The sequence below is a fragment of the Silicimonas algicola genome (genome assembly GCF_003970735.1).
In the GTDB taxonomy this organism is placed as follows: domain Bacteria; phylum Pseudomonadota; class Alphaproteobacteria; order Rhodobacterales; family Rhodobacteraceae; genus Silicimonas; species Silicimonas algicola.
In genome coordinates this window covers 1,607,613-1,628,147 of sequence record NZ_CP034588.1, presented here as the reverse complement: position 1 = coordinate 1,628,147, position 20,535 = coordinate 1,607,613, and the positions used below count along the sequence as shown (strand labels likewise).

The following is a 20,535-nucleotide window of genomic DNA, read 5'->3' as shown; positions in this document are numbered from 1 at the left end:
GGTTTCAGCCCTTGGCCATGATGGCGGCGGCTTCGGCTGCGAGTTCGGGTCAGTCGTTTTCGAGTTCTCTGTTCAAGCAATGAAGCCACGAGGAGGCGCCACTGACGCCGCCCTGCGCAGAACATGAAAGACACTCGATGGACCTCTTCGTTTTCATTGGACTGACGTCTCCACTGGCGGCCTTTGCAGCCTTTGCGCTGCTGATCCGGATCCTGCGGAAGAGCCGGTTACAGCGTCAGGCCGTTAAGCAGGCGTATTTCAGCATCGAAGGCCTGAGAGCAGGTTCGGAGGTCATTCGACGTCGCAGCCGTGCCCTACTGCTCCACAGAACGTATTCGCGCAACGTCCTCTCCAGGGCTGCCTGACCTCACTCATTCTCCGCGCCCGGCGGCAACCGGATCATCGGTCGTCGACCGTCCGGAGCGGCGTCGATCTCTTTGCCTTCCATTCATAGACCGTCTTGAAGATGATCAGCGGCTCGTTGGCCTCGATACCTTCTGGCATGACCCTGCGCCGCGCCGACGGTGTCAGCCCAAGCTCCGCCATGTAGCGCGCCATCAGTTCCATCTGATTGTTGGCGATCGAGAGCCAGGGCGACTGCTGGACGTAGCCCGAGGGCGTCTTCAGGAGCATCGGCGTCCTCTGGAGCTGCTCCTCGGCCTCGACCCAACGCTCCCGGGCCTGGCAGTAAGCCGCGAAAGCGGGGCGGTCGGCGACGGTGACGATGCCGAGCTTGTGCAGGGGGGCAGCCAGCCTTCGCCATTCCTTGCGGGCGATGGGGCCAAGATGTGCCGGGCAGCGCGGCAGCGCGTCAGGCGAGACCGCGTGGGAGTCGTCCTGACCGACGAACCGCGCGGGTCTTGGCTTCGGACCCCTCATCGCACGATCTCCGCATCCGGTGTCTGCTCGATCACGAGCTGCCGCTCGCGCTCCGCGTCCAGCACGGCGTTCATGACGCGCAGGGTCTCGTCGAAGTTCGCGTCGCTCATGGCCTCGATGCTCGTGTGGGCGACCGCATGCTCAATCCGCTCGGTCTCGTGGATGGTGGTGGCGTCCTGGTCCCGGCTCGGGATGGACCAGAGGGTGGACTGCGTCCGGTCCCCGCTCCAGTGGCCCCTGCCCCCGCACCGCGTACCAGCAGGGCTTGTGCTGCCAGTGGTAATGACCCCGCGAGAGCACGTGCCATTCCTTTGCCCAGATGATCTGGCTCCGGATCTCGAAGTCGCAGGCGAGGAGGCTGTCGGCCACGGTGCCGGCGTGGAGCGCCCCGTGCCAGACGTTTGCCACCTCGCCAGGAAGAGCGCCCAGGCGTCGCGCCAGTCGGCCCTGTGGTCGTTCAGCCCGTACGTTTACTTTCGGAGGCCCGGCGTGGTTACGCCAGTCGGGGTCGCAGTTCACTCCAAACGGAGGATCTGTTGCCGTGAGATGCGGCCGCACGCCATAAGAGACGCTCGACCGTGGCCCTGTCCGTGGCATCGCCGCAGATGAGCCTATGCCTTCCCCAGCACCCAAAGGTCACCCGGACGCGAGACGGGAACCTCTGGCACCTCCGGTGTTGCCTCCTCCCGCGGGTCAGGAGCGCCGTGCTTTAGGAACGCGTCGAGCTCCGCCCCGTCGAAGCCGGGGCCGCCGAGCTCGAGCTCGAGAAGCTCTTGGTCGCAACCAGCCTGTTCGGCGATGCTGACCGTAAGGTCGTTGGCCTCGGGCATGCCGCAGACGTGGAACCTGACCCCGCTGTCTCGGAGGGTGAGCAGAAAGGCTGCGTTGCGGTCCCGACAGTCGAGCTTGGCGAACAGAAACGTCGCCCCGGTCAACTTCGCCAAGGTTAGCGTCTTGGTCAGCTCTGGTCTATCGTTCTTCCGCCCGCCTTCGACCTCGCAGAACTTCAGTACCGCTGCTGCCTGACAGCAGGAATTTCTGGCGCCGTGCGGCAGCGGAATATCGAGCTGGCGTCAAGCTATGCCTACTTTCGCCGAATCACATGATGATGCCCCCGATAGGAGTCGTTCCGGATGATCCTTCCTACGTCGTAGGTGACTTTTTCGGTGGTTGTCTTCCTCTAACCCGCTCCTTGGTGGGTTCCTAGCGAGGCTGATCACCTCAGAGAAGACCCCCTCTCCAGAGGGGGTCTTTTTTATCGCATAGGGCTCAGTGGATGACCTGGAGCCAGGGGTTCAGGGCAGGCGCGTGGAAGAGCATCTGTGGCCCGACCGAGTAGCCCAGGCGTCCCTCGTTGGTCACCGAGAGGAAGTTGTCGGTGATCGGCGATCCGACCGAGATCCCCGGCACGTCGGGCATGGCGCCAGCCGCGAAGGTGGTGAGCAGAGCCCTGAGCGGGTTGCCCCGGATCATCCTGTGAGCCTCTTTCATCGACCTGATCTTGAAAGCCCAGAACCAGGTGAGGCCCGACTAAAACCCGCCTAAAACCCTCGGGAGAATTTCGCAAAGTTCAGCACTCAATTTAAGATTGAACGAGAGAGAAAAATCCTCGCGACGCCGACTGTGATTTCAACTCGAGATTGTCCCAGCCCATTTGCGAGGCCAAACAGGCGAAAGTTCAACTTTAAAACCCTCGTTAGGATCTCAAGTCTATTTTCATCTATAGAGAGCCTAAAGGCCTACGGCGGCGGATTCCGTGCCCAAAATTGCCTTCGATCCGGCCGGCCGGCGGCGGCCAATGCCAGTCCAATTCTGCGCGCCCCGAGACGGGTTTTCCACCGACGCGGCCGTTGTCAGGACGCCGGCAGCTGTGTCCCTGCTCTGGGCGCAGGTGGCCCATGCTTGTCTGCATCCCGGTTGACACCGTTGCGCCTCTGGAGGCCCTATATTTGCGTCCGCAGTGCGCACTCCGCCTAGATTCAGGCGACGCTTCTTCCACAAGTGATCTGGGGGTTCTAACCCGCTCAGACCGACGGCGACCATCGCCCACACCCTGCTGACCCAAGAGTCACGGCGAGCGGCGCAGTCCCGTCAGACCTGGTTCCCAAAGCCGTAGCGGCCGGTCCTCGGCATGTGCGCTTCGGGAATCCATGCGGCTCAGAAACACTATCAGCACTTCGGGAAGGTCGAACCTGAATCGCGGAGGCACCAGACCGTGCTCAACTTACCCAGATCCCCATCCCTGGATCCTTCCGTTACGATCGGCGCGTCCGATCGCCTGCGGCTGGCGTCCCACATGCCCCGTCAGCCGGGAGGGCTTTTCCTCTACGGACTAACGCTGCATGGCATCGAAACGATTCCCGTTGAGGTCGCGACGATCCTCGCCTCGCTGCAAGGCTAATCGGGCAGCGGTCGGGGAGACCTTATTCCTCCCTTTCCAATTCCCGAACCACGCGGAAGCCTCGGCGGGACGATCTTGCGTCCTGTTCGCTCCGCGCGCGATACCCAGGGCGAGCCCTGTTCATCGACAAGATGTAGCTTCCCCCTTTGACCACGCGCCGACATTCAATGCCTTTATCCACCTCGAGGTAGCCGCTCGATGTGCGCCAACCCGGATGACGGCCGGTCCAGCAGGACTGTGTCATTTCCTCCAAGTTGCCAGCCATATGCCGGAACCCCCAGGCGTTGGCGGCATCCAGAGCATCGACTGTAACGGAATGACCGCGCGCCACAAAGGTCCCGCGAGGCAGCCACAGCAAATTGTCATCGGCGGACGCAGAAAAATTCGCCTGGTCGGTCGTGATAGACTCGCCGTGAGGGAAAGGTGTCTGTGTGCCGGCGCGGGCCGCATATTCCCATTCGGCTTCTGTCGGCAAACGGTATGCTTTCGTCCCTACCTTGGCGTTCAGCCATTGGAGGTAAAGCTGAATATCGTTGTAAGACACTCCGTGAACGGGATGGGCGTTCGTCGCCTCCAACTCGGACGCCCTTCGGTGGCAAAACCAGAGTCCGTCTTTATGTTCGCATTTCGAGAAAAGCATGAGACGGTCCGGTTCATACCCCCGCATTCACCATCGGCGACACAGGCTGACCACTCTCCGAAGGTCACCTCGTTCCTCGACATGGCTATGGGCAGGTCGATTTCGACCCGATGCACCGGACCTTCGGAGGTCGAGATGTGCGGGTCGTCCGGGTTCACGGGACGGATGTTCCCGAGCTCCAGGTGCAGGCTCTGCCGGGATTCTCCAGGCGGACCGCCCATGAGAAAATCGCCCAGGGGAAGAACGATCATTTCCGGACAGGCATCGCACTCCTGGAACTGCGCCAGCGGCTCAAGCTGGCTTGGATCAATGCGGGCCTCTTCGGCGGGGATCGGCCCGGGCATGCCGAGAAGCGTCACGAGCATCAGCACGAGAACCGCGTCGCGGCTCTTTCGAACGAAGGCTCGAAACGTCGAAACAGTGCCTTTTCCCACGCGCGCTTCCTCAGACAATCGAGATTGAAAACCCTCGCTCAGGTTGCGGGTTGCGAATGACGCTCTAACCATTGCACTCCTCGCAAAAGCCGCCTGAAATTCGTATAACCTGTTGAAGACATTGGTGGGCGATGAGGGACTCGAACCCCCGACATCCTCGGTGTAAACGAGGCGCTCTACCAACTGAGCTAATCGCCCGCCGTCGCAGGGTTTATCCTCTGACTGCGGGTGGAGCAAGTCAGTCCGCCCTCTCGTCGCGCGCGCCGATCCAGCGGCGGGGACCCGCACCGTTGGCAGCGAGACGGTCCTCGGCGTTGTAGAGCGGGCAATCCTCCAGCGAGAGGCAGCCGCAGCCGATGCAGTAGTGCATCTGCGTACGGAGGCGTGTCAGCATCTCGATCTTTTCGTCGAGGAGATCGGCCCAAGGTTGAGCGGCCTTGGCCCAGTCTGCCTTGCCGACGGCCCTGTCACGCGGGAGGCGATCAAGCACCTCCTTCACCTGCGAAAGCGGTATGCCCGCGGCCTGCGCCACGCGGGCGACCGCGATGCGGCGAAGTTCGCGGCGGTCGTAGCGGCGGTGGTTCGCGGGTGTCCGCCAGCTTCGGATAAGGCCCTCGGCTTCGTAGAAGTGAAGCGTCGAAACCGGGACGCCTGCGCGCTCGGCCATCTCTCCCACACTCAGGTCGTTCGGGTGCATCGCGTCCTCTTCTGCAAACTCGGGGCTTTACCTCAAGTGAACTTGAGGACGTAGGCTGCCTCCGAATCATCAACCTGACAAGGACTGACGTCATGTTCCGCCGCCTCTTCACCGCTCCGCGCCGCACGCCTCCCGAGGTGGCCGAGGAAATCGCCGCGCTCTGCAATGCGGCCAACCTCGACCGCCTGGCCTCCCTGCCCCGCAGCCTGATGCGGGACGTGGGGCTCGATTGCGGCTGCCTCTCCCTGTCCGACCCTGACGTCGGACCCAACCGAGCGAGGTGACGCAGATGCATGACGCCACTCTTCTTCGAAAGGCGGGCCTTCTCTATCTCGCCATCATCTTTCTGGGTCTTGGCGGCGAAGTCCTTGTCCGCGCGCCGCTTGCCGGGATGGCTCCCGAGGCGATGGCTGCGGCGATCCGCGACGGCGCCCTGCCCTTCCGTCTGTCGATCCTGTCGGACGCGGTCATGGTGACTTGCGACGTGGCCCTGGCGGTCGTGCTGTTCCAGCTGTTCCGGTCGACCGACGAAGGGCTGGCGGCAACGGCGGCGGCCCTTCGACTGATTCAGGCGGCGGTGATCGCGGCGAACCTGCCGGTTCAGCACGCGGCGCTCCTCTGGGCGCAGTCGAGCGAGGCCGGGATGGCGGCGCAGGCGATGGCGTCGCACGCGGCAGGCTATGACCTGGGGTTGATCTTCTTCGGGTTCAACAGTCTGATGACCGGCATCTTGATCCTGCGAAGCGGCCTTGTCGGGCGCTGGACCGGGCACATGATCCAGGCGGCGGGCGCGGTCTACCTCGTGGGCAGCAGCCTGCGCATAGTCGCGCCAGCCGCTTCCGAGGCATTCCTGCCCGCCTACCTGATCGCGATTGTGGCCGAGACGGGTTTCGCGGTCGCTCTCCTGCGCGGCGGGTTGCGCCGTCAGTCCGAGAGGCTGGCGTAATAGGACTGAAGCCGCTCGCCCATGTCGCCCAGGGTGGCGCGGCTCCAGATCAGCCAGCGGTCCTTGTTGTCCTTGACCTCGTCGCCCTCGCGGTAGGCGAGAAGCCGTTCGGGCTTGATGAGAGGGCCCGGCATGGTCACGGCGACAAGGTTCGCGCGCCGGCGCCTGACCCACGGCAGGCGCGCCTTGAGGCGGACCCAGGCCTTGAGAGGGAACATGTACTCGGTCGAGAATTTCACCGCGAAGCTCTTCGGCAGGCGCTTGACGTGCGCCTGCGCGGCCCAGGACATGAAACGCTCGTCTGCGATCATGGGGCGGATGCCGAGGCCGCCATGCGCCTCCCACAACTCGCGGAAGTGCGTGGCGATGTAGGTGCATTCGCGCGGGTGGTAGACGACGACCGAAGAGTTGCCGCGCGCATACTTGCGCTTGTCGGTGATCCGCCAGATCAGGCGGGCGAGCGGGCCGAACGGCAAGACGACGCTTTGCAGCATCATGAGCGTCTTTGGGCTGTCCATCATGGCAAAGATGGGCGTGACGTCGCCGAAGACCGCTGTGTCGAGGTCGAGGTAGATTGCAGGAAGGTCGTCGGGAACGAAGCCTGCCTCGAACATCACGAGCTTGGCCTGACAGCCGTCCTTCATCAACTCGGGCTTCAGGAACCACGGATCGAACGGCACGGTCGTCACCGCAGGATGCAGACCCGGGCGGTCGCGGTCCGTGATGAGGACGAAGCGCGGCGGCGTGGCCGCATGACGCAGGACGGCCTCGACGGTGTGGTTGACGATGCCGGGGCCGTATTTCTGGCCCCAGAGGATCATCACGCACTGCCATGTGGGTTGGGTCGTCGCGGCGTCCATCGTCGGGTCCTTGCCGTCGGGTCTGGCCTGTCTATCCGGCGGTCGGAATCGGGGTCAAGGGACCTCGCCGCCCCGAATGCGCGTTGCACCCTTTGATCGCGGTTGCGACGGCCCTTATATTTTGACGTCAGAGCAAGGGAAGACCGATGGCCGGAGGATGGGCGCGCGACGGCGCGGTGAACGATCAGATAGACGCCTCTATCGAGGACGAATTGGTGCGGATGCGCGCGAGGCGTGTCCCCGAGGGCGAAAGTCTGACTCACTGCGCGGAATGCGACGAACCGATCCCCGAGGCGCGTCGGATCGCGCTGCCCGGCGTCAAGCTGTGCATTGACTGTCAGACCGAACGCGATACGCGGCCCGTTTCGAGGGGCGGCATCAATCGACGCGGGTCGAAGGACAGTCAGTTGAAGTAGGGGATTTGTGTCTTGGGTCGCGGGAAGCGTTTCCGCTGCCCGCGATGACGGCCCGAGGCCTGTCAGTGGTGATGTTCGGGAAGCGACTTCAATTCGTCCTTCGTGAACGTCGTCGTCGCGTGAACGGTGCCGTCCTGATCGCGCATGAACGTCAGCCTCTGACCATTCAGGGCGACCGGCTTCGCGCCGATGCCGAGGAAGCCACCGACATCGACGATGACCGTGGATCCCGCTCCGCTGCCGTGAACATGGGACACCGTTCCGAGCGTCTCGTCATCGGTGCCGAGGATCTTGGCGCCTTCGAGATTGTCTTGCGTCCATTCCGTTTCCGACAGGCGTTGATGGTTCGTATGATCCATTATCAGGGTCTCCTCCATTGCTTCACTTTGGCAACGCCGGGACCACATGCGAGTTCCTGACCTGACGGTCGCGCTTGAAGACGCCGCGCCTGACCTGTCCGTGCAAATGACGTAACGCGCCTACCAACGAGCGCCTGAGGCACCGAGGCTGCATTCACGTTGGCAAAATTCACGACCCCGAGACGAATTCCTCGAACAGCTTGAGTGTTTTCTCACTGACGTGGTGCTCGATGCCTTCGGCATCACGCTCTGCTGTTTCAGGATCGAGACCCAGTTTGAGAAGGAAGCGCAGCACGATCTCGTGCCTATGCCGGCATTCTTCCGCCAGCGCGCGACCCTCTTCCGTCAGAAAGACCGATCTGTAACGCGCCCGCGTGACAAGCCCATCTCTTGCAAGCCGATCGAGGGTCTTCGCGACGGTAGGGGGCGTCACACCCATACGCGCCGCGATGTCCACCGGCCTCGCCTCTCCCTGTTCGAGCATCAGATCGGCGATCAGTTCGACATAGTCTTCAGCGACTTCGCTCCGGCGCGCGTCTCGGACCCCCTGGAAGGCTTCAGCGCGGCTTTCTACGGCGCGCGCCTCGACGGGAGAGGCTTTCTCGGAGTTGTCGTCATCCATCGAAATCAGTCTCGCATGCGGCGGATTGACAGGTAAAGGGTGAGCGTGAAATATTAGCCCAGTCTAACTTTATGCGCCACAGCTTGACGTCTTGGCCTCCCCAAAGGAGTTCCGCCTGTGCACAGCGACGCGAAGACCCCTCCTGGCTCCCCTTCGAATGGGCATCTTGCCATCGAGGCTCCGCGCACAATCGAGCCTACGCGCCGAACGTTGCTGGCAGGCGGATTGGCCGCCGCCGGCGGAGCGGCATTCGTCGCGTCCGGTGCAAGATCGCAGACGAGGCACGAGGGAATGGCGCACCCCGAGAGTTCACCGTTCGCGGCACCCATGCCCGGTATGGCGCATGGGAACATGACCATGGTCGGCCTCGTAGATCACGTCCGGAACGGGTTCGACCCGACGCACATGCTGACGGATTGGGACACCGGACAAACCGAGCTGCTTCCTGACGGCCGGACGCTTCGAACCTTCACCGTCGAAGCCATCGACAAGGAGATCGAGATCGCTCCCGGCCTGTTCTTTCCGGCCTGGACCTTCAATGGGCGTGTGCCCGGCCCGGCTCTCCGCGCCCGCGAGGGCGACAGGCTGAGGATCGTGTTCCGCAACCTCGGCTCGCATCCGCACTCCATGCACTTCCACGGAATCCATTCGGCCCGGATGGATGGCGTCCCAGGTGCCGGACTGATCGAACCCGGAGAGGAATTCGTCTACGACTTCGACGCGCGGCCCTTCGGATGCCATCTCTACCACTGCCATGCCCTGCCACTGAAAAGGCACATGCACAAAGGCATGTATGGCCTCTTCGTGATCGACCCCGACCCGTCACGCCATCCCGAGAATGTCGAGGTCGCAGCGTCTCGCGTTCTGGGCAGCCCCGAGAATGCCCGATGGCAGGAAATGGCGATGGTGATGAACGCCTTTGATACGAACTTCGATGGCGGCAACGAGGTCTATGCCTGCAACACGATCGGACAGGCGTACATGAACGTGCCGATTCCCGTCGACAAGTCGCGACCCGTCCGCATCTACCTGCTCAACGTGACTGAGTTCGATCCAATCAACTCGTTTCATCTGCACGCCAATTTCTTCGACTACTACGACACCGGGACGAACCTGACGCCGACCTTGCGCACCGTTGACGTCATCATGCAGTGCCAGGCGCAGCGTGGCATCCTCGAGTTCAGCTTCGCCGACCACGAACCCGGAATGTACATGTTCCACGCCCACCAGTCCGAGTTCACCGAGCTCGGCTGGATCGGAATGTTCGATGTTCGGGACCCCTCGGCATGACAGACCGGTCCGACCCTACGCACCCCGCGACGTTCCGGATTCTCTGGGTCGCGTTCCCGCTGGCGCTCATGCTCGGCGCCTTCGTCTGGATCGCCTCGCTCGATCCGCTGCGCGGCTTCGACAACGGTGCGCCGCCGGTCGAGGCCTTGACCGTCGAGAGAAGTATCCTCGACGAGACTGGCATAAGCCTTCTTGTCCGCGCCGGCGGCTCGGAACCGATGACCGTCGCTCAGGTCATGGTCGACGATGCCTTCTGGACGTTCACGCAGGATCCGCCCGGCCCGGTCGCGCGCGGCGGCGCCGTGTGGCTGCGGATTCCTTATCCTTGGGTTCTGGGAGAGGCGCACCTCGTCAACGTGCTGTCCAGCACGGGCGCGGCCTTCGAGCACGAGATCGCGGTCGCCGTGCCCACACCCAAGGCGTCGCTGGGGCAGATGCGTGGTCAGGCGCTGGTCGGCGCGATCGTCGGACTTCTGCCAGTTGTGCTCGGCCTGATGTTCTTTCCCGCCCTGCGCGGCCTCGGCCAGTCGGGGATGAATATCCTTCTGTCCCTCACCGTCGGTCTCCTCGCGTTCTTGCTCGTCGACATGATCGTTGAGGCGCTGGAGCTTTCGAATGAGGCTGCCGCGTTGTTTCAGGGCGCCGCCATGGTGTGGCTGGTGGCCCTGTCGAGCTTCCTGCTGCTCATGGCCGTGGGTCGGTCGCGCGGTCGACCGGAGGGCATAGCGCTCGCCTACTACATCGCCCTCGGGATCGGATTGCACAACTTCGGCGAGGGTCTCGCGATAGGAGCGGCCTTTGCTGCAGGCTCCGCAGGCCTCGGCACCTTTCTCGTTCTGGGCTTCGCCCTGCACAATGTGACAGAGGGGCTCGGCATCGCCGCGCCCATGCTTCGGTCCCAGCCTACCCTGTGGACCTTCGTACTGCTCACGCTTCTGGCAGGCGGCCCGGCGGTTCTTGGGATGTGGTCGGGCAGCCTCGCCCACGCGCCGCAATGGTCAGCCCTGGCATTGGCGATTGGCGCCGGTGCGATCCTGCAGGTGATCTTCGAGGTCGGCGCCTACCTGATGCGGCAGAACAGCGGGCGCCTCAAATCCGTTCTTGCGCCGTCGGTGCTGGGAGGCTTCCTCGCCGGGCTTGCTTTCATGTACGTCACGGCGGCACTCATCAAGGTTTAGGAACCCAGCCTGATCGGTGCATCGAGCGTCGCCTCGCGATGCACGAACTTCTGCGATTGGCGATCTCTCTGACCGTGTACAAACCTGCCTGACGTTGGTTGCGCAGGTCTGTACATCGCCCGACAGTCGCCGATCACGCAGCGGTTTCTCGCGGTCGCAAGGAGCCCGCTCTACACTCGGATGGACAACATCGAGGAGAAGGGGTCAGTCCTTGTTCTTCTTCAGTGTTCGCGAAACGACGAGATAAAGCACGGCAACGCCGCACAGAAAGGCTGCAATTGCGAGCGGGTTGGTCAGCAGGTCATTCATCGATTGTCCTCCAATTTCAGCTGAGATTGTTCGACGCCTACGAGCGCAAGATGGCTAGAGTGTGGCGAGCCTTGCAGACGCCGAGACCGCATGAAGGCATGTCGCGACTGACCGACGACGTTTGTCGGACGTTCTCGACGGCTTCGCGAAAGGCTTCAACTCAGACGGCCGGAAGATGTCGGTTTCGACTTCGCTTGGCACGACGCAGCTCTGCGACGGGCGAGGTTGTCGAGCATGGCGGCGAGTTTATCTGCGTTTCCTGCGGGCTTAATAGCGACCAATAGCCCATAGGCTTCGTCATCCGGGGCGTCCGTCATTGGCTTCTGCCAAGGCTCCAACTGGGGGGTGCAACCATCGTACAGCAGCTTTGTGCCCCTCCGCTTGTTGATCATTTGTCGCGCCGGTCGGAACAGTCACTGCATGCGGGCGTTCCGGTGATGTCCGTGCGCAGGATCTCTGTTCCCTGAAGAGACGTCCTTGTCCCGCACGGCGTCCTGGGATCAAACGAGAGGTCGATGTGTCGAATGTAGTCATTACAGGGGCGTCGGCCGGGGTTGGACGAGCTCTCGCACGTCGATTTGCGCAGGACGGCTACGACGTGGGGTTGATCGCTCGCGATGCCAGCCGCCTCGATGCGACTGCCGCCGAGGTTGAAGGAATGTCTCGTCGAGCGCTTGCCCTGCCCGCCGACGTGGCAGACGCCCAGGCGCTCACGCAGGCGGCGGAGAGGTTCGAGGCCGAGATAGGACCGATCGACATTTGGGTGAACTGCGCCATGGTCACAGTGCTTGCTCCAGTGGCTGAAACGACGCCCGAGGAGTTCTCTCGCGTCACCGAAGTTACCTATCTCGGAACGGTTCACGGGACCCGCACGGCACTTGCGCTCATGCGGCCGCGCGACCGCGGCCTTATCCTGCAAGTCGGTTCTGCTCTCGCATACCGCTCCATTCCCCTCCAATCCGCCTACTGCGCGGCCAAGTCGGCGATAGTCGGCTTTACGGACAGCCTGAGAAGCGAGTTGATACACGAAGGGTCAAATGTCCAACTGACGGTCGTTCATCTCCCTGCCGTGAACACACCGCAATTCGACTGGGCTCGCAACAAGATGGGGCGGCGTCCGCAACCGGTGCCTCCGATCTTCGATCCCGAGAAAGTCGCCGAGCAAATCGTCCGCGCAGCGCGCCGCCCCGCTCGGGAGTATTGGCTCGGGTTTCCGGCGGCGAAGGCGATCCTGAGCTACGAACTCGCGCCTTGGCTTGGCGACCGTCTGCTCTCGAAACAGGGCTACGACGGCCAGCTTACGGCAGAGGCCGAAGACCCGACCCGCGCCGATAATCTGTTCGACACCGTCCCCGGAGCGTTCTCCGCGCGCGGCCGCTTCGCCGACCGCTCAACCAGCCGACGCCCGCTTCTGATTTCGCCCGCAATGCGCCAGGGCGTTGCGCTGCTTGCGGTCTGCGGGGCGCTAGCGGCTACCTTCGCGCTTGGCGCGTTCCTATTCTGACGTCTCGGGCTGCGGTCTCAGCCAGAGGTATCCGTATGGCTGCAAAGTCAGCTTCGTGCAGTCGACGGACGCGACGTGTACCCCGTCCGACGTGAGCTCGGTCTTGGCATGGCGGACGGAAAGCGCCGTAGCCGGAAGGTCGACGACATGATCCGCAAAGTTCGCCAACACCACCAGGCTACGGCCTCGCCGCGAGTAGCAAAGCCCGAGCACGCTAGGCGGTAAATCCTCGATCAGTCGCCAGTCGCCGCAGCCGACTTCGGGACAGGATCGCCTCGTGCGGATCATCTCCTGGACCTTCTTGAGCAAGGAACCGGGTTCACGCTCGCTTGCTTCGACATTGACGGCGGCAGCCGCGAATGGCCCGTCGCTCACGACGGGCACGACTGTGTCGCCATCTCCTTCACTGAAACCGGCGTTGCGACCCGCCGACCACTGCATTGGAGTCCTGACAGCCCAGCGTTCGTCCAGGGCAAGGTCCTCGCCCATGCCGATCTCGTCTCCGTACCACATCACCGGTGTGCCGGGCAGTCCGTAGAGCAAGGCATGGGCAAGCTCGAGTCGCCGTTGGTCGCCGCCCAGCATCGGCGCAAGACGGCGCCGCACTCCCCTGTCGTAGAGGCGCATCGTGGGATCGGGGCCGAGCACGGAAAACGCCTCCTCGCGCTCTTCCTCCGTCAGTTTGTCGAGCGACAACTCGTCGTGATTGCGCAGGAAGATCGCCCATTGTGCCTGGAACGGCATGCCGTCTGGCCTCGATCGCAGTGCCTCGGCGACGGGCCCGGCATCCTTTCGCACAAAGCCGAGCCAGAGGTACTGGTTCAGGGGAAAATCGAACAGCATGTGCATACGCTCGTCTGCGCCGAACTCGCGACCTCCAAAGTATTCGGGCGTCTTTTCACGCTCCACATTCGCTTCGGCCAACATGATGGACGAAGTGCTGTGCCAGGCGAGGTAATCGTGCATCTCCGAGAGAAGCAGGAGCGGGTCGCGCTCGGGCTCTTCCTTCAGCCCTTTGTATTCGATCAGAAACGGTACCGCGTCGATGCGAAACCCGGACACGCCAAGTTCCAGCCAGAAGCCCATGACCTTCAAGATCTCGGATCGCACCTGGGGGTTGGCGATGTTCAGGTCGGCCTGATGCTCGTAGAAGCGGTGCATGTACCAGCTCTGTGCGGTGCGGTCGTAGGTCCAGACAGCCTCCTGCACGCCTGGGAAAATTACGCCCTTCGAGATGTCGTCAGGCTTCTTCTTCGACCAGACAAACCAGTCGCGATAGGGCGAATTCTGGGATGAGCGCGCAGACTGGAACCAAGGGTGGTCGATCGACACGTGGTTCACCACAAGATCGACGAGGACCCTCATTCCGCGGTCGCGCGCGCCGCGCATGAAGTCTACGAAGTCCCCAAGATGCCCGAGTCGCGGGTCAACCCCGTAGAAGTCGCTGATGTCGTAGCCATTGTCGCGGTTCGGACTGGGATAGAAAGGGTTGAGCCAGATCACGTTGACGCCGAGCGCTTCGAGATAATCAAGACGGCGGACCAGTCCCCCGAAGTCACCGACGCCATCGCCATTGCCGTCCATGAAGGTCTCGACGTCGAGACAATAGGCGACGGCGTTCTTGTACCACAGGTCGATCATATCAAGGATGATAGGACGATGAGCCGGCCTGCAAAGGCGAACCTTCGTCCGCGACTGGGAGCGGCCGTCCGCAAAGCCATTTGCGCCCGCCTCATGTTCTCTTGAGGACAAGAAATCGGAGATTCAGCAGAGTTTCGCCATCACCTAGACGAAGCCTGGCCGACGGGAACGAGGCCCCCTGCCACGGCGTTACGCCTTCACTCGCATTCACAGCTGAAGGACAAACCAAATGGCCAAGGAAAAGACGCTGAGCGACCTGTTCCACGACACCCTGCGGGACATTTACTTCGCGGAGAAGCAGATCCTGAAGGCACTGCCGAAGATGCAGCGTGCCGCGACGAACGAACAGCTTCAGAACGCCTTCGAAAAGCACAAGGAACAGACCGAGGAACACGTCGCACGACTGGAGCAGGTATTCGAGATCATCGGAAAATCTGCTCGGGGCAAGACATGTGAGGCGATCAAGGGCATCATCGACGAGGGTGAGGAGATCATCGACGAGTATAAGGGCACGGCCGCGCTCGATGCCGGGCTCATTTCCGCAGCCCAGGCCGTCGAGCATTACGAGATGACGCGCTACGGCACGCTTAGGAGATGGGCGCAGGAGCTAGGTATGCCCGACGCCGTGAAATTGCTGGACGCCACTTTGAAAGAAGAGTCGCAAACAGATAAGGACCTCACGTCTCTCGCTGAGAAGACGGTGAACCAGGCGGCTCAAACTGCGAAAGCGGCGTGAACTCGGACTGGGACGGAGCGGCCATAACAGGTCGCTCCTCTCACATTGGGCCGGTCAGCAGTGCGCAGGGTCATCGGCCCAAGGGAACCCCGACCGGCGCAGGCCACCCAAGTCCGCCGACACGTAGCCCGGAGGAAGGCTTGCGCTGATCCTGTCAGGGAGACCGAGCTTACAGATCTGCGACTGTCGGATCGTGCGGTCGGCACGACCAGCGCTCGATCCGCCAAGCCGAGTTGCGGTCAGCCCATGCTGCAAGTTCCGCTTGGCCATGCATCATGCACGCCATCAAAGAACCTTCCGCATAGAGCAGCTTCTCTTCCTTGCACTGCCCGTTATCCAACATCAGGCAAGCTATAAAAACGAGTTCAATCACGCCGGACCCCCGCCAAACGACGCACTCTGCGAGAGCCTACATCCGGGTCTCTGCTTGCGACCCGGAAATCTTGTGCAGCAATCGTTCAAGGGCCGCGTCTCCCAGCTTGAACGCGTAACTTGCGTCCGCGACGTGAAGCGGGCGGACTGAGCCTATGTTTGAGAGCGGGAGCGAGCCCTGCAGCGGCGCCTTCCCCACGTCGTAGCGCGTATTGGAGAAACCACGATGAACATCCAGCTTTTGCCGACGTTCCTGTGCGCCTTGACGCTCGCTGCGGTGCATGTCTTCACCCCCAGGCTAACCTGGGTGCGAGCCGTGCCACGAAGCAGATGGCTGTCCCTGGCGGGTGGTGTCGCCGTTGCGTACGTTTTCATGCATCTGCTTCCGGAGCTTGCAGAGCATGAGAGGACGTTGCGAGACGGGGCAGAGCACCCCGGCGCAGTTGTCTACGCACTGTCGCTGGCAGGCCTCGTGACCTTCTACGGCATGGAGCGGCTGATAAGAGGGGCGCGGGAGCGGATGCGGGAAGAGCAACGGGTCGACCGGGCCTCCAGGGGGGTCTTCTGGCTGCACATCTCTTCGTTCGCTGCCTATAATCTCTTGATCGGATACCTGCTGCTACATCGCGAAGAGACGGGATGGACACCGCTGCTGCTGTACTTCACGGCCATGGCGCTGCATTTCTTCACCAACGACTTCGGTCTGCATCAAGACCACGAAGAGCTATATGATCGCGGCGGCCGATGGGTGCTTGCGGCTGCCGTTGTGGTTGGTTGGGCTTTGGGAGCCAGCATAGATGTTCGCGAGATCGCGCTGATTGCGCTCTTCTCGTTTCTCTCGGGTGCGGTCGTGCTCAATGTTCTCAAGGAGGAGCTCCCGGAAGAGCGCAAGAGCCGGTTCCTGCCGTTCCTAGCGGGGGTCGCGGGTTATGGTGCTCTCCTTGTGGCGATCTGATCGCGATCGAAGGGTCACGGCGTGCAACTCTACCGGTGCGACCCTTCCCCTGTCACGCGCGCCCTCGCGGTCTTCACTCCATAGCGCCCTCTCTGCCCGGATCCGGCACAGGAGCGCCGCGCCAGAAGCACCATCGGAATGGGGTCGATCGTTTTGACGTCGCGAGATCATGTTGCGCAGCCCTCGGCCGATGCAAATGTATAGCCGTTCTTGTCGCCCCACTCCGTGTCTGCGTCTGCGGCCCGTTGCCTTTCACACACTGATCCATGTTGTGTCAGGCAGAGCGTCCAGAGAGTAACCTCAGTCAGCGTCTTTGCGGCCTCCGGGAAGGGCGGCTTCCCGACAGACCGCTTCTTCTGTCTCTTTTGCTCCCTGCCCGGATGCTTTTGAGCGACCTGAAACACCAAACCGTCCGCGTGTAAGCTCCGGCACTGTCTGGCGCGGGCGGCCTGCTCAAGGAGAGTGACAATGAAAGACCTGAAGCGTCAGATGATGGATACTGACTCTGCGGAATGGATGCTTTTCCAGGTGCTATCGGCCGTGTACGAAGATTTCCGGGACCTGGAGAAGAGACTTGGCAGACACCTCTCCGCCGACATCGTAACACGAGACGACGGATCAGCGTCGCCTGAAGCGAACGCCCTCACTCGGACGAGCGTTGTTCCAGAGGCTTACCGCCGGCCCCACACCGTCCTTTGACAAATGTCACTTGCGCTCCAAGGCACCTGTTTTCCTCGATCGACGTCGATTGCGGATCAAATTCGCGCCGCCGTTGTTGAAGCAACGACCGGCGGGCGGAACCGCCGACGTGCCAGAAACCGGGGGCCTGCCATGCCGACGACCAGAGATCAGACCGACGTCCTGCTTCAACCAGGCACGACATGCTGGCGCGTGGCGCGCGCCAGCCGTGCCGCTCTGATCGTCGACGCGGCCGCCTATTTTCAGCACCTGCGTGCGGCGCTGACCCGTGCCGAGCGCGCAGTCTACCTGATCGGCTGGGATTTCGACCTTCGCATCGAAATGCTGCCCGGCCAGAGCGACGACGACGGCAATGGGCCTGACGGCTGGCCCAACAAGCTGGGCGAGTTCCTCAAGGCGGTGGTGGACCAACGGCCTGGGCTGCGCCTGCACATCCTCAAGTGGGACGGCGCGATGCTGGCCGAGATCCGCACGCAGGCGTGGGAGACCCTGAGCCTGAAGCTGGCGTCCGACCGCATCCGCTTCGCGCTGGACAGCCACCACCCGGTGGGCGCCTGCCATCACCAGAAGATCGTCGTGATCGACGACCGCCTCGCCTTCTGCGGCGGGATCGACGTGACCACGGGGCGCTGGGACACGCGCAACCATACGCCCGACGACGAACGCCGGACCGACCCGAACGGCTCGCTGCACCAGCCCTGGCACGACGTCACCACCGCGCTCGAGGGCCCGGTTGCCCACGCCCTCGGCGATCTGGCGCGAACTCGCTGGCAGTCGGCCACGGACGAGGCGCTGCCTGCGCCGGAAGGCAGCGGCCCGATGCCTTGGCCGGACGATCTGGAACCTGACATCAGGGATGTCGAGATCGGCATCGCCCGCACCGAGCCGCGCTACCACGGCAGGCCGTTGGTGAACGAGATCGAGGAACTCTACCTCGCCGCGATCCGCGCCGCCCGGAACACGATCTATGTCGAGAGCCAGTATTTTGCTTCCGGCTCGCTCTGCGAGGCGATGGAGGCGCGACTGGCCGAGCCGGGCGGCCCGGAGATCGTGATCGTCAACCCGCAGGCGGCCCAAAGCTTCCTGGAGGACGAGGCGATGCATTCCGTCCGCTCGCGGATGATCGAACGTCTGCGTGAGGCGGACGAGCGAGGCGGTGGCGGGCGCTTCTCCATTCTCTACCCGTCGAACGCGGGGGGCATTCCGATCTACGTTCACGCCAAGGTGTTCGTAATCGACGATCGGCTTCTGAAGATCGGATCAAGCAATATCGACAATCGCTCGATGGGTTTTGACACGGAATGCGACATCGCGGTCGAGGCCACTTCCGAGGCGGAGCGCACCCTGATCCGCAGCTTCACACTCTCGCTGCTGGGCGAGCATCTGAATCTCGAACCGGACGAAGTCCAATCGGCGTGGCGGGAGCAAGGCTCGCTCATCAGCGCGATAGAAACGCTGCGGACGCCTGAGGGGCGGAGCCTCCATCCGATCGAGCCGCAGCCGCTCGACCCGCTTGAGCGGGTGCTGGCGGACAGCCGTATCCTTGATCCCCGGTATTGGCCGCAAAACCGCCCTCGTCCGAAGGAGCGCGCCAAGCACGCTGTCAAACGTGCCATCGAACCCTATCACCTCGAAGCAGCCGGCCTCGGCACGATCCTTCTGGCGGCGGGGGCCGCAGCGCTAGGCATCTGGGTCGGGCGCCGGACGTTGAGGTCCCGACGACCTCCCCTCGCGGCGCCTGCCATCATCACGGATCGGTCCTCCCGTATATCGTGGTCGCGCAAGCCGCACCGTTGAGTGTCCTTCGCGCGGCGTGGGTGGAGGCTAACGATAAGCTTCTGCACTGGGGTATCCGCGTGGGAATGGCAACTCCGGGCCCCCGAACTGATTGGGCCGCAACGCTTTCTTTGCTGAATCGGGGGAGGCGACGAGGCTGCAATCCTTCATTTTCCGGGCATGAGCCGGGCACTTGTGTGGCTTTGACCTCAACCGTTCAGGATCATATCGGCCGCCTTCTCCGCAATCATCACGACTGGTGACGCCGTATTACCCGAGACGATCTTCGGCATGATGGACGCGTCGACCACCCGCAACCCCTCGATGCCCCTCAAGCGCAGCGCGCTGTCCACAACCGCGGCTTCATCGGGGCCCATCCTGCAGGTCCCGACCGGATGGAAGATCGTGGTGGCAATGTCGCCAACAGCCTGTATCAGCTCTTCACGACTTGCGATTTCTGGTCCCGGCAAGACTTCCTGGGGCGTGTATGGCCTCAATGCCTTTGCGGTCATGATGCGCCGCGCCTGTCCGACAGAGGCGACGGCGACCTCTCTGTCCCTCTCTGCGGAGAGGTAGTTCAGGCGTATGTCGGGCTGCACATCGCTCTCGGCGGTCGTGATGTGACACGTTCCCGTACTTTCAGGCCTGAGATTGCAGACCGACACGGTGATAGCCGGAAAGGGGTGCAGCGGGTCTCCAAGCTTGTCGGTCGAAAGAGGCTGGACGTGGTACTCAAGATTGGGCGTCGCCTGCGTTTCGTCCGATCGGGTGAACATCCCGAACTGGCTGGGCGCCATCGAGAGGGGCCCCGAGCGGTTGAAGGCATATTGCACGGCCATCGCGGCCCGCCCCGCCCGGGAGTTGGCCAGTGTATTCAGCGTCGTTGCGTTGCTGACACGAAACACCGTCCGGATCTGGAGGTGATCCTGAAGGTTTTCCCCCACCCCGGGACTATCGTGCAGAACCTCTATGCCCAGGGGCGACAGCACGTCGCCGCGTCCGATCCCCGAGAGTTCGAGGAGCTTGGGCGAATTGATCGACCCTGCCGCGAGCAGCACCTCGCGCCGGGCCCGCGCCTCCATCGTGCGCCCGCGATGCCGGAACCGGACGCCCGACGCTCGCTTTCCGTCCAGGAGAAGGCGGTCGGTCACGGCGCCGGTCATCACGCGCAGGTTCGGCCGCTTCAGTGCCGGGCGCAAGAACCCGCGCACGGTGTTCCAGCGGAAACCTCCGGACTGGTTCACCTCGAAGAAGCCTGAACCCTCGTTGGAGCCGTCGTTGAAGTCCTCGCGCGGAAGGATGCCGAACTCGCGCGCGCCATCCTGCACCGCGTGGAGGATCGGCCATTTCAGGCGCTGCTTCTGGACCTTCCACTCGCCGCCGGTTCCGTGCAGCTCGCTCTTTCCTCCGTGGTGATCCTCGGACTTCAGGAAGTATGGCAACACGTCGTCCCAACCCCACCCGGCATTGCCCAGCTGCCGCCAGTGATCGTAGTCCGCCGCCTGCCCGCGCATGTAGATCATCCCGTTAACGCTCGAACACCCGCCCAGAAGCTTTCCCCGCGGGTAGGCGAGACTGCGGCCGTTCAGTCCTGGCTCTGCGGCGGTCTTCATCATCCAATCGGTTCGCGGATTACCGATGCAGTACAGGTAACCCACCGGAACTTGCACCCAGTGGTAGCGATCGGACATGCCTGCCTCGAGCAGCAGCACGCGGATTGTCGGATCGGCGGTCAGGCGATTGGCCAGGACGCAGCCTGCGGTGCCCGCGCCCACGACGATGTAGTCGTAGTCTCCCTCAAGGCGGTCGGTCGAAGTCATG

Annotated in this window: 24 protein-coding genes and 1 tRNA gene; 11 read left to right on the top strand and 14 right to left on the bottom strand. The window is 62.8% G+C overall.

The window, feature by feature from the left end; all coding sequences use genetic code 11:
- Positions 1 to 137: 137 nt before the first annotated feature.
- Complete coding sequence (locus EF888_RS08150) at positions 138 to 365, top strand: hypothetical protein (RefSeq protein ID WP_109759971.1); 228 nt, start codon at positions 138 to 140, stop codon at positions 363 to 365.
- Between the two features lie 34 nt (positions 366 to 399).
- Here EF888_RS08150 and EF888_RS08145 read toward each other — a convergent pair whose 3' ends face one another.
- From EF888_RS08145 to soxR, 8 genes are all read right to left on the bottom strand, one after another.
- On the bottom strand, positions 400 to 879 hold the full coding sequence (locus tag EF888_RS08145; RefSeq protein ID WP_109759972.1) for a phage terminase small subunit P27 family: 480 nt from the start codon (positions 877 to 879) through the stop codon (positions 400 to 402).
- A gap of 141 nt (positions 880 to 1,020) precedes the next feature.
- Positions 1,021 to 1,287, bottom strand: coding sequence for a hypothetical protein (locus EF888_RS22585; protein WP_206508463.1), 267 nt, complete (start codon positions 1,285 to 1,287; stop codon positions 1,021 to 1,023).
- Between the two features lie 203 nt (positions 1,288 to 1,490).
- Positions 1,491 to 1,823 (bottom strand): hypothetical protein, encoded by a 333-nt coding sequence (locus EF888_RS22580; RefSeq protein WP_206508461.1) that lies wholly within the window; start codon positions 1,821 to 1,823, stop codon positions 1,491 to 1,493.
- 325 nt (positions 1,824 to 2,148) lie between these two features.
- Positions 2,149 to 2,370, bottom strand: a complete 222-nt coding sequence (locus EF888_RS08135; protein ID WP_164721613.1) for a hypothetical protein — start codon at positions 2,368 to 2,370, stop codon at positions 2,149 to 2,151.
- Between the two features lie 932 nt (positions 2,371 to 3,302).
- Complete coding sequence (locus EF888_RS22575) at positions 3,303 to 3,824, bottom strand: formylglycine-generating enzyme family protein (RefSeq protein WP_249033324.1); 522 nt, start codon at positions 3,822 to 3,824, stop codon at positions 3,303 to 3,305.
- Positions 3,785 to 4,354 (bottom strand): SUMF1/EgtB/PvdO family nonheme iron enzyme, encoded by a 570-nt coding sequence (locus EF888_RS22195; RefSeq protein WP_241239847.1) that lies wholly within the window; start codon positions 4,352 to 4,354, stop codon positions 3,785 to 3,787. The genes EF888_RS22575 and EF888_RS22195 overlap by 40 nt, the downstream gene beginning before the upstream one ends.
- Positions 4,355 to 4,476: 122 nt before the next feature.
- Positions 4,477 to 4,552 (bottom strand) — tRNA-Val (locus tag EF888_RS08120).
- Positions 4,553 to 4,592: 40 nt separating this feature from the next.
- Positions 4,593 to 5,051 carry a redox-sensitive transcriptional activator SoxR gene (soxR, locus tag EF888_RS08115; protein ID WP_241239846.1) on the bottom strand — a complete coding sequence of 153 codons (459 nt, stop codon included), beginning with the start codon at positions 5,049 to 5,051 and terminating at the stop codon, positions 4,593 to 4,595.
- Between the two features lie 92 nt (positions 5,052 to 5,143).
- On the opposite strand from soxR, the gene EF888_RS08110 reads away from it, so the two are divergent.
- Both EF888_RS08110 and EF888_RS08105 read left to right on the top strand, forming a co-directional pair.
- The gene (locus tag EF888_RS08110) at positions 5,144 to 5,335 is read left to right on the top strand and encodes a hypothetical protein (protein WP_109759977.1); all 192 of its coding nucleotides are present in this window, start codon (positions 5,144 to 5,146) and stop codon (positions 5,333 to 5,335) included.
- 5 nt (positions 5,336 to 5,340) lie between these two features.
- On the top strand, positions 5,341 to 5,997 hold the full coding sequence (locus EF888_RS08105; RefSeq protein ID WP_126918537.1) for a DUF4386 domain-containing protein: 657 nt from the start codon (positions 5,341 to 5,343) through the stop codon (positions 5,995 to 5,997).
- Here EF888_RS08105 and EF888_RS08100 read toward each other — a convergent pair.
- A complete protein-coding gene (locus EF888_RS08100; RefSeq protein ID WP_109759979.1) occupies positions 5,976 to 6,857 on the bottom strand; it encodes a hypothetical protein in 882 nt (293 codons plus the stop codon). The genes EF888_RS08105 and EF888_RS08100 overlap by 22 nt on opposite strands.
- Positions 6,858 to 7,003: 146 nt before the next feature.
- Between EF888_RS08100 and EF888_RS08095 the strand changes: the two genes are divergently transcribed.
- Positions 7,004 to 7,273 (top strand): DksA/TraR family C4-type zinc finger protein, encoded by a 270-nt coding sequence (locus tag EF888_RS08095; RefSeq protein WP_109759980.1) that lies wholly within the window; start codon positions 7,004 to 7,006, stop codon positions 7,271 to 7,273.
- 62 nt (positions 7,274 to 7,335) lie between these two features.
- On the opposite strand, the gene EF888_RS08090 is transcribed toward EF888_RS08095, so the two are convergent.
- The gene (locus tag EF888_RS08090) at positions 7,336 to 7,632 is read right to left on the bottom strand and encodes a PRC-barrel domain-containing protein (protein WP_109760121.1); all 297 of its coding nucleotides are present in this window, start codon (positions 7,630 to 7,632) and stop codon (positions 7,336 to 7,338) included.
- 169 nt (positions 7,633 to 7,801) lie between these two features.
- A complete protein-coding gene (gene mntR, locus EF888_RS08085) occupies positions 7,802 to 8,254 on the bottom strand; it encodes a manganese-binding transcriptional regulator MntR (RefSeq protein ID WP_109759981.1) in 453 nt (150 codons plus the stop codon).
- A gap of 357 nt (positions 8,255 to 8,611) precedes the next feature.
- Between mntR and EF888_RS08080 the strand changes: the two genes are divergently transcribed.
- From EF888_RS08080 to EF888_RS08070, 3 genes are all read left to right on the top strand, one after another.
- A complete protein-coding gene (locus EF888_RS08080) occupies positions 8,612 to 9,544 on the top strand; it encodes a multicopper oxidase domain-containing protein (RefSeq protein ID WP_241239845.1) in 933 nt (310 codons plus the stop codon).
- Entirely contained in the window at positions 9,541 to 10,722 is a 1,182-nt protein-coding gene (locus tag EF888_RS08075) for a ZIP family metal transporter (protein WP_109759983.1), read from the top strand. The genes EF888_RS08080 and EF888_RS08075 overlap by 4 nt, the downstream gene beginning before the upstream one ends.
- Positions 10,723 to 11,548: 826 nt before the next feature.
- The gene (locus tag EF888_RS08070) at positions 11,549 to 12,535 is read left to right on the top strand and encodes an SDR family oxidoreductase (RefSeq protein WP_109759984.1); all 987 of its coding nucleotides are present in this window, start codon (positions 11,549 to 11,551) and stop codon (positions 12,533 to 12,535) included.
- Here the strand turns inward: EF888_RS08070 and EF888_RS08065 are convergent.
- Complete coding sequence (locus EF888_RS08065; protein ID WP_109759985.1) at positions 12,527 to 14,176, bottom strand: alpha-amylase family protein; 1,650 nt, start codon at positions 14,174 to 14,176, stop codon at positions 12,527 to 12,529. The two genes, EF888_RS08070 and EF888_RS08065, sit on opposite strands and share 9 nt — an antisense overlap.
- Positions 14,177 to 14,405: 229 nt before the next feature.
- On the opposite strand from EF888_RS08065, the gene EF888_RS08060 reads away from it, so the two are divergent.
- On the top strand, positions 14,406 to 14,912 hold the full coding sequence (locus EF888_RS08060) for a YciE/YciF ferroxidase family protein (RefSeq protein WP_109759986.1): 507 nt from the start codon (positions 14,406 to 14,408) through the stop codon (positions 14,910 to 14,912).
- A gap of 169 nt (positions 14,913 to 15,081) precedes the next feature.
- Here the strand turns inward: EF888_RS08060 and EF888_RS21745 are convergent, their stop codons facing one another.
- Positions 15,082 to 15,285: a hypothetical protein gene (locus EF888_RS21745; RefSeq protein ID WP_164721610.1), complete on the bottom strand. Its 204-nt coding sequence runs from the start codon at positions 15,283 to 15,285 to the stop codon at positions 15,082 to 15,084.
- A gap of 225 nt (positions 15,286 to 15,510) precedes the next feature.
- Here EF888_RS21745 and EF888_RS22190 point away from each other — a divergent pair, with 225 nt between their 5' ends.
- The 3 genes from EF888_RS22190 (at position 15,511) to EF888_RS08045 (ending at position 18,735) form a co-directional block, all read left to right on the top strand.
- On the top strand, positions 15,511 to 16,239 hold the full coding sequence (locus EF888_RS22190) for a hypothetical protein (protein ID WP_109759987.1): 729 nt from the start codon (positions 15,511 to 15,513) through the stop codon (positions 16,237 to 16,239).
- A gap of 468 nt (positions 16,240 to 16,707) precedes the next feature.
- Positions 16,708 to 16,938, top strand: coding sequence for a hypothetical protein (locus EF888_RS08050; protein WP_109759988.1), 231 nt, complete (start codon positions 16,708 to 16,710; stop codon positions 16,936 to 16,938).
- 132 nt (positions 16,939 to 17,070) lie between these two features.
- Entirely contained in the window at positions 17,071 to 18,735 is a 1,665-nt protein-coding gene (locus tag EF888_RS08045; protein WP_109759989.1) for a phospholipase D-like domain-containing protein, read from the top strand.
- Between the two features lie 188 nt (positions 18,736 to 18,923).
- On the opposite strand, the gene EF888_RS08040 is transcribed toward EF888_RS08045, so the two are convergent.
- Positions 18,924 to 20,534: a GMC family oxidoreductase gene (locus EF888_RS08040; RefSeq protein WP_109759990.1), complete on the bottom strand. Its 1,611-nt coding sequence runs from the start codon at positions 20,532 to 20,534 to the stop codon at positions 18,924 to 18,926.
- Position 20,535: the final 1 nt, after the last annotated feature.

Bases quoted from the DNA above. Each gene is read 5' to 3' on its own strand.
- EF888_RS08150 (WP_109759971.1), top strand. From the start codon at position 138: ATGGACCTCTTCGTTTTCATTGGACTGACGTCTCCACTGGCGGCCTTT.
- EF888_RS08145 (WP_109759972.1), bottom strand. From the start codon at position 879: ATGAGGGGTCCGAAGCCAAGACCCGCGCGGTTCGTCGGTCAGGACGAC.
- EF888_RS08135 (WP_164721613.1), bottom strand. From the start codon at position 2,370: ATGAAAGAGGCTCACAGGATGATCCGGGGCAACCCGCTCAGGGCTCTG.
- soxR (WP_241239846.1), bottom strand. From the start codon at position 5,051: ATGCACCCGAACGACCTGAGTGTGGGAGAGATGGCCGAGCGCGCAGGC.
- EF888_RS08110 (WP_109759977.1), top strand. From the start codon at position 5,144: ATGTTCCGCCGCCTCTTCACCGCTCCGCGCCGCACGCCTCCCGAGGTG.
- EF888_RS08105 (WP_126918537.1), top strand. From the start codon at position 5,341: ATGCATGACGCCACTCTTCTTCGAAAGGCGGGCCTTCTCTATCTCGCC.
- EF888_RS08100 (WP_109759979.1), bottom strand. From the start codon at position 6,857: ATGGACGCCGCGACGACCCAACCCACATGGCAGTGCGTGATGATCCTC.
- EF888_RS08095 (WP_109759980.1), top strand. From the start codon at position 7,004: ATGGCCGGAGGATGGGCGCGCGACGGCGCGGTGAACGATCAGATAGAC.
- EF888_RS08090 (WP_109760121.1), bottom strand. From the start codon at position 7,632: ATGGATCATACGAACCATCAACGCCTGTCGGAAACGGAATGGACGCAA.
- mntR (WP_109759981.1), bottom strand. From the start codon at position 8,254: ATGGATGACGACAACTCCGAGAAAGCCTCTCCCGTCGAGGCGCGCGCC.
- EF888_RS08080 (WP_241239845.1), top strand. From the start codon at position 8,612: ATGGTCGGCCTCGTAGATCACGTCCGGAACGGGTTCGACCCGACGCAC.
- EF888_RS08075 (WP_109759983.1), top strand. From the start codon at position 9,541: ATGACAGACCGGTCCGACCCTACGCACCCCGCGACGTTCCGGATTCTC.
- EF888_RS08065 (WP_109759985.1), bottom strand. From the start codon at position 14,176: ATGATCGACCTGTGGTACAAGAACGCCGTCGCCTATTGTCTCGACGTC.
- EF888_RS08060 (WP_109759986.1), top strand. From the start codon at position 14,406: ATGGCCAAGGAAAAGACGCTGAGCGACCTGTTCCACGACACCCTGCGG.
- EF888_RS22190 (WP_109759987.1), top strand. From the start codon at position 15,511: ATGAACATCCAGCTTTTGCCGACGTTCCTGTGCGCCTTGACGCTCGCT.
- EF888_RS08050 (WP_109759988.1), top strand. From the start codon at position 16,708: ATGAAAGACCTGAAGCGTCAGATGATGGATACTGACTCTGCGGAATGG.
- EF888_RS08045 (WP_109759989.1), top strand. From the start codon at position 17,071: ATGCCGACGACCAGAGATCAGACCGACGTCCTGCTTCAACCAGGCACG.
- EF888_RS08040 (WP_109759990.1), bottom strand. From the start codon at position 20,534: ATGACTTCGACCGACCGCCTTGAGGGAGACTACGACTACATCGTCGTG.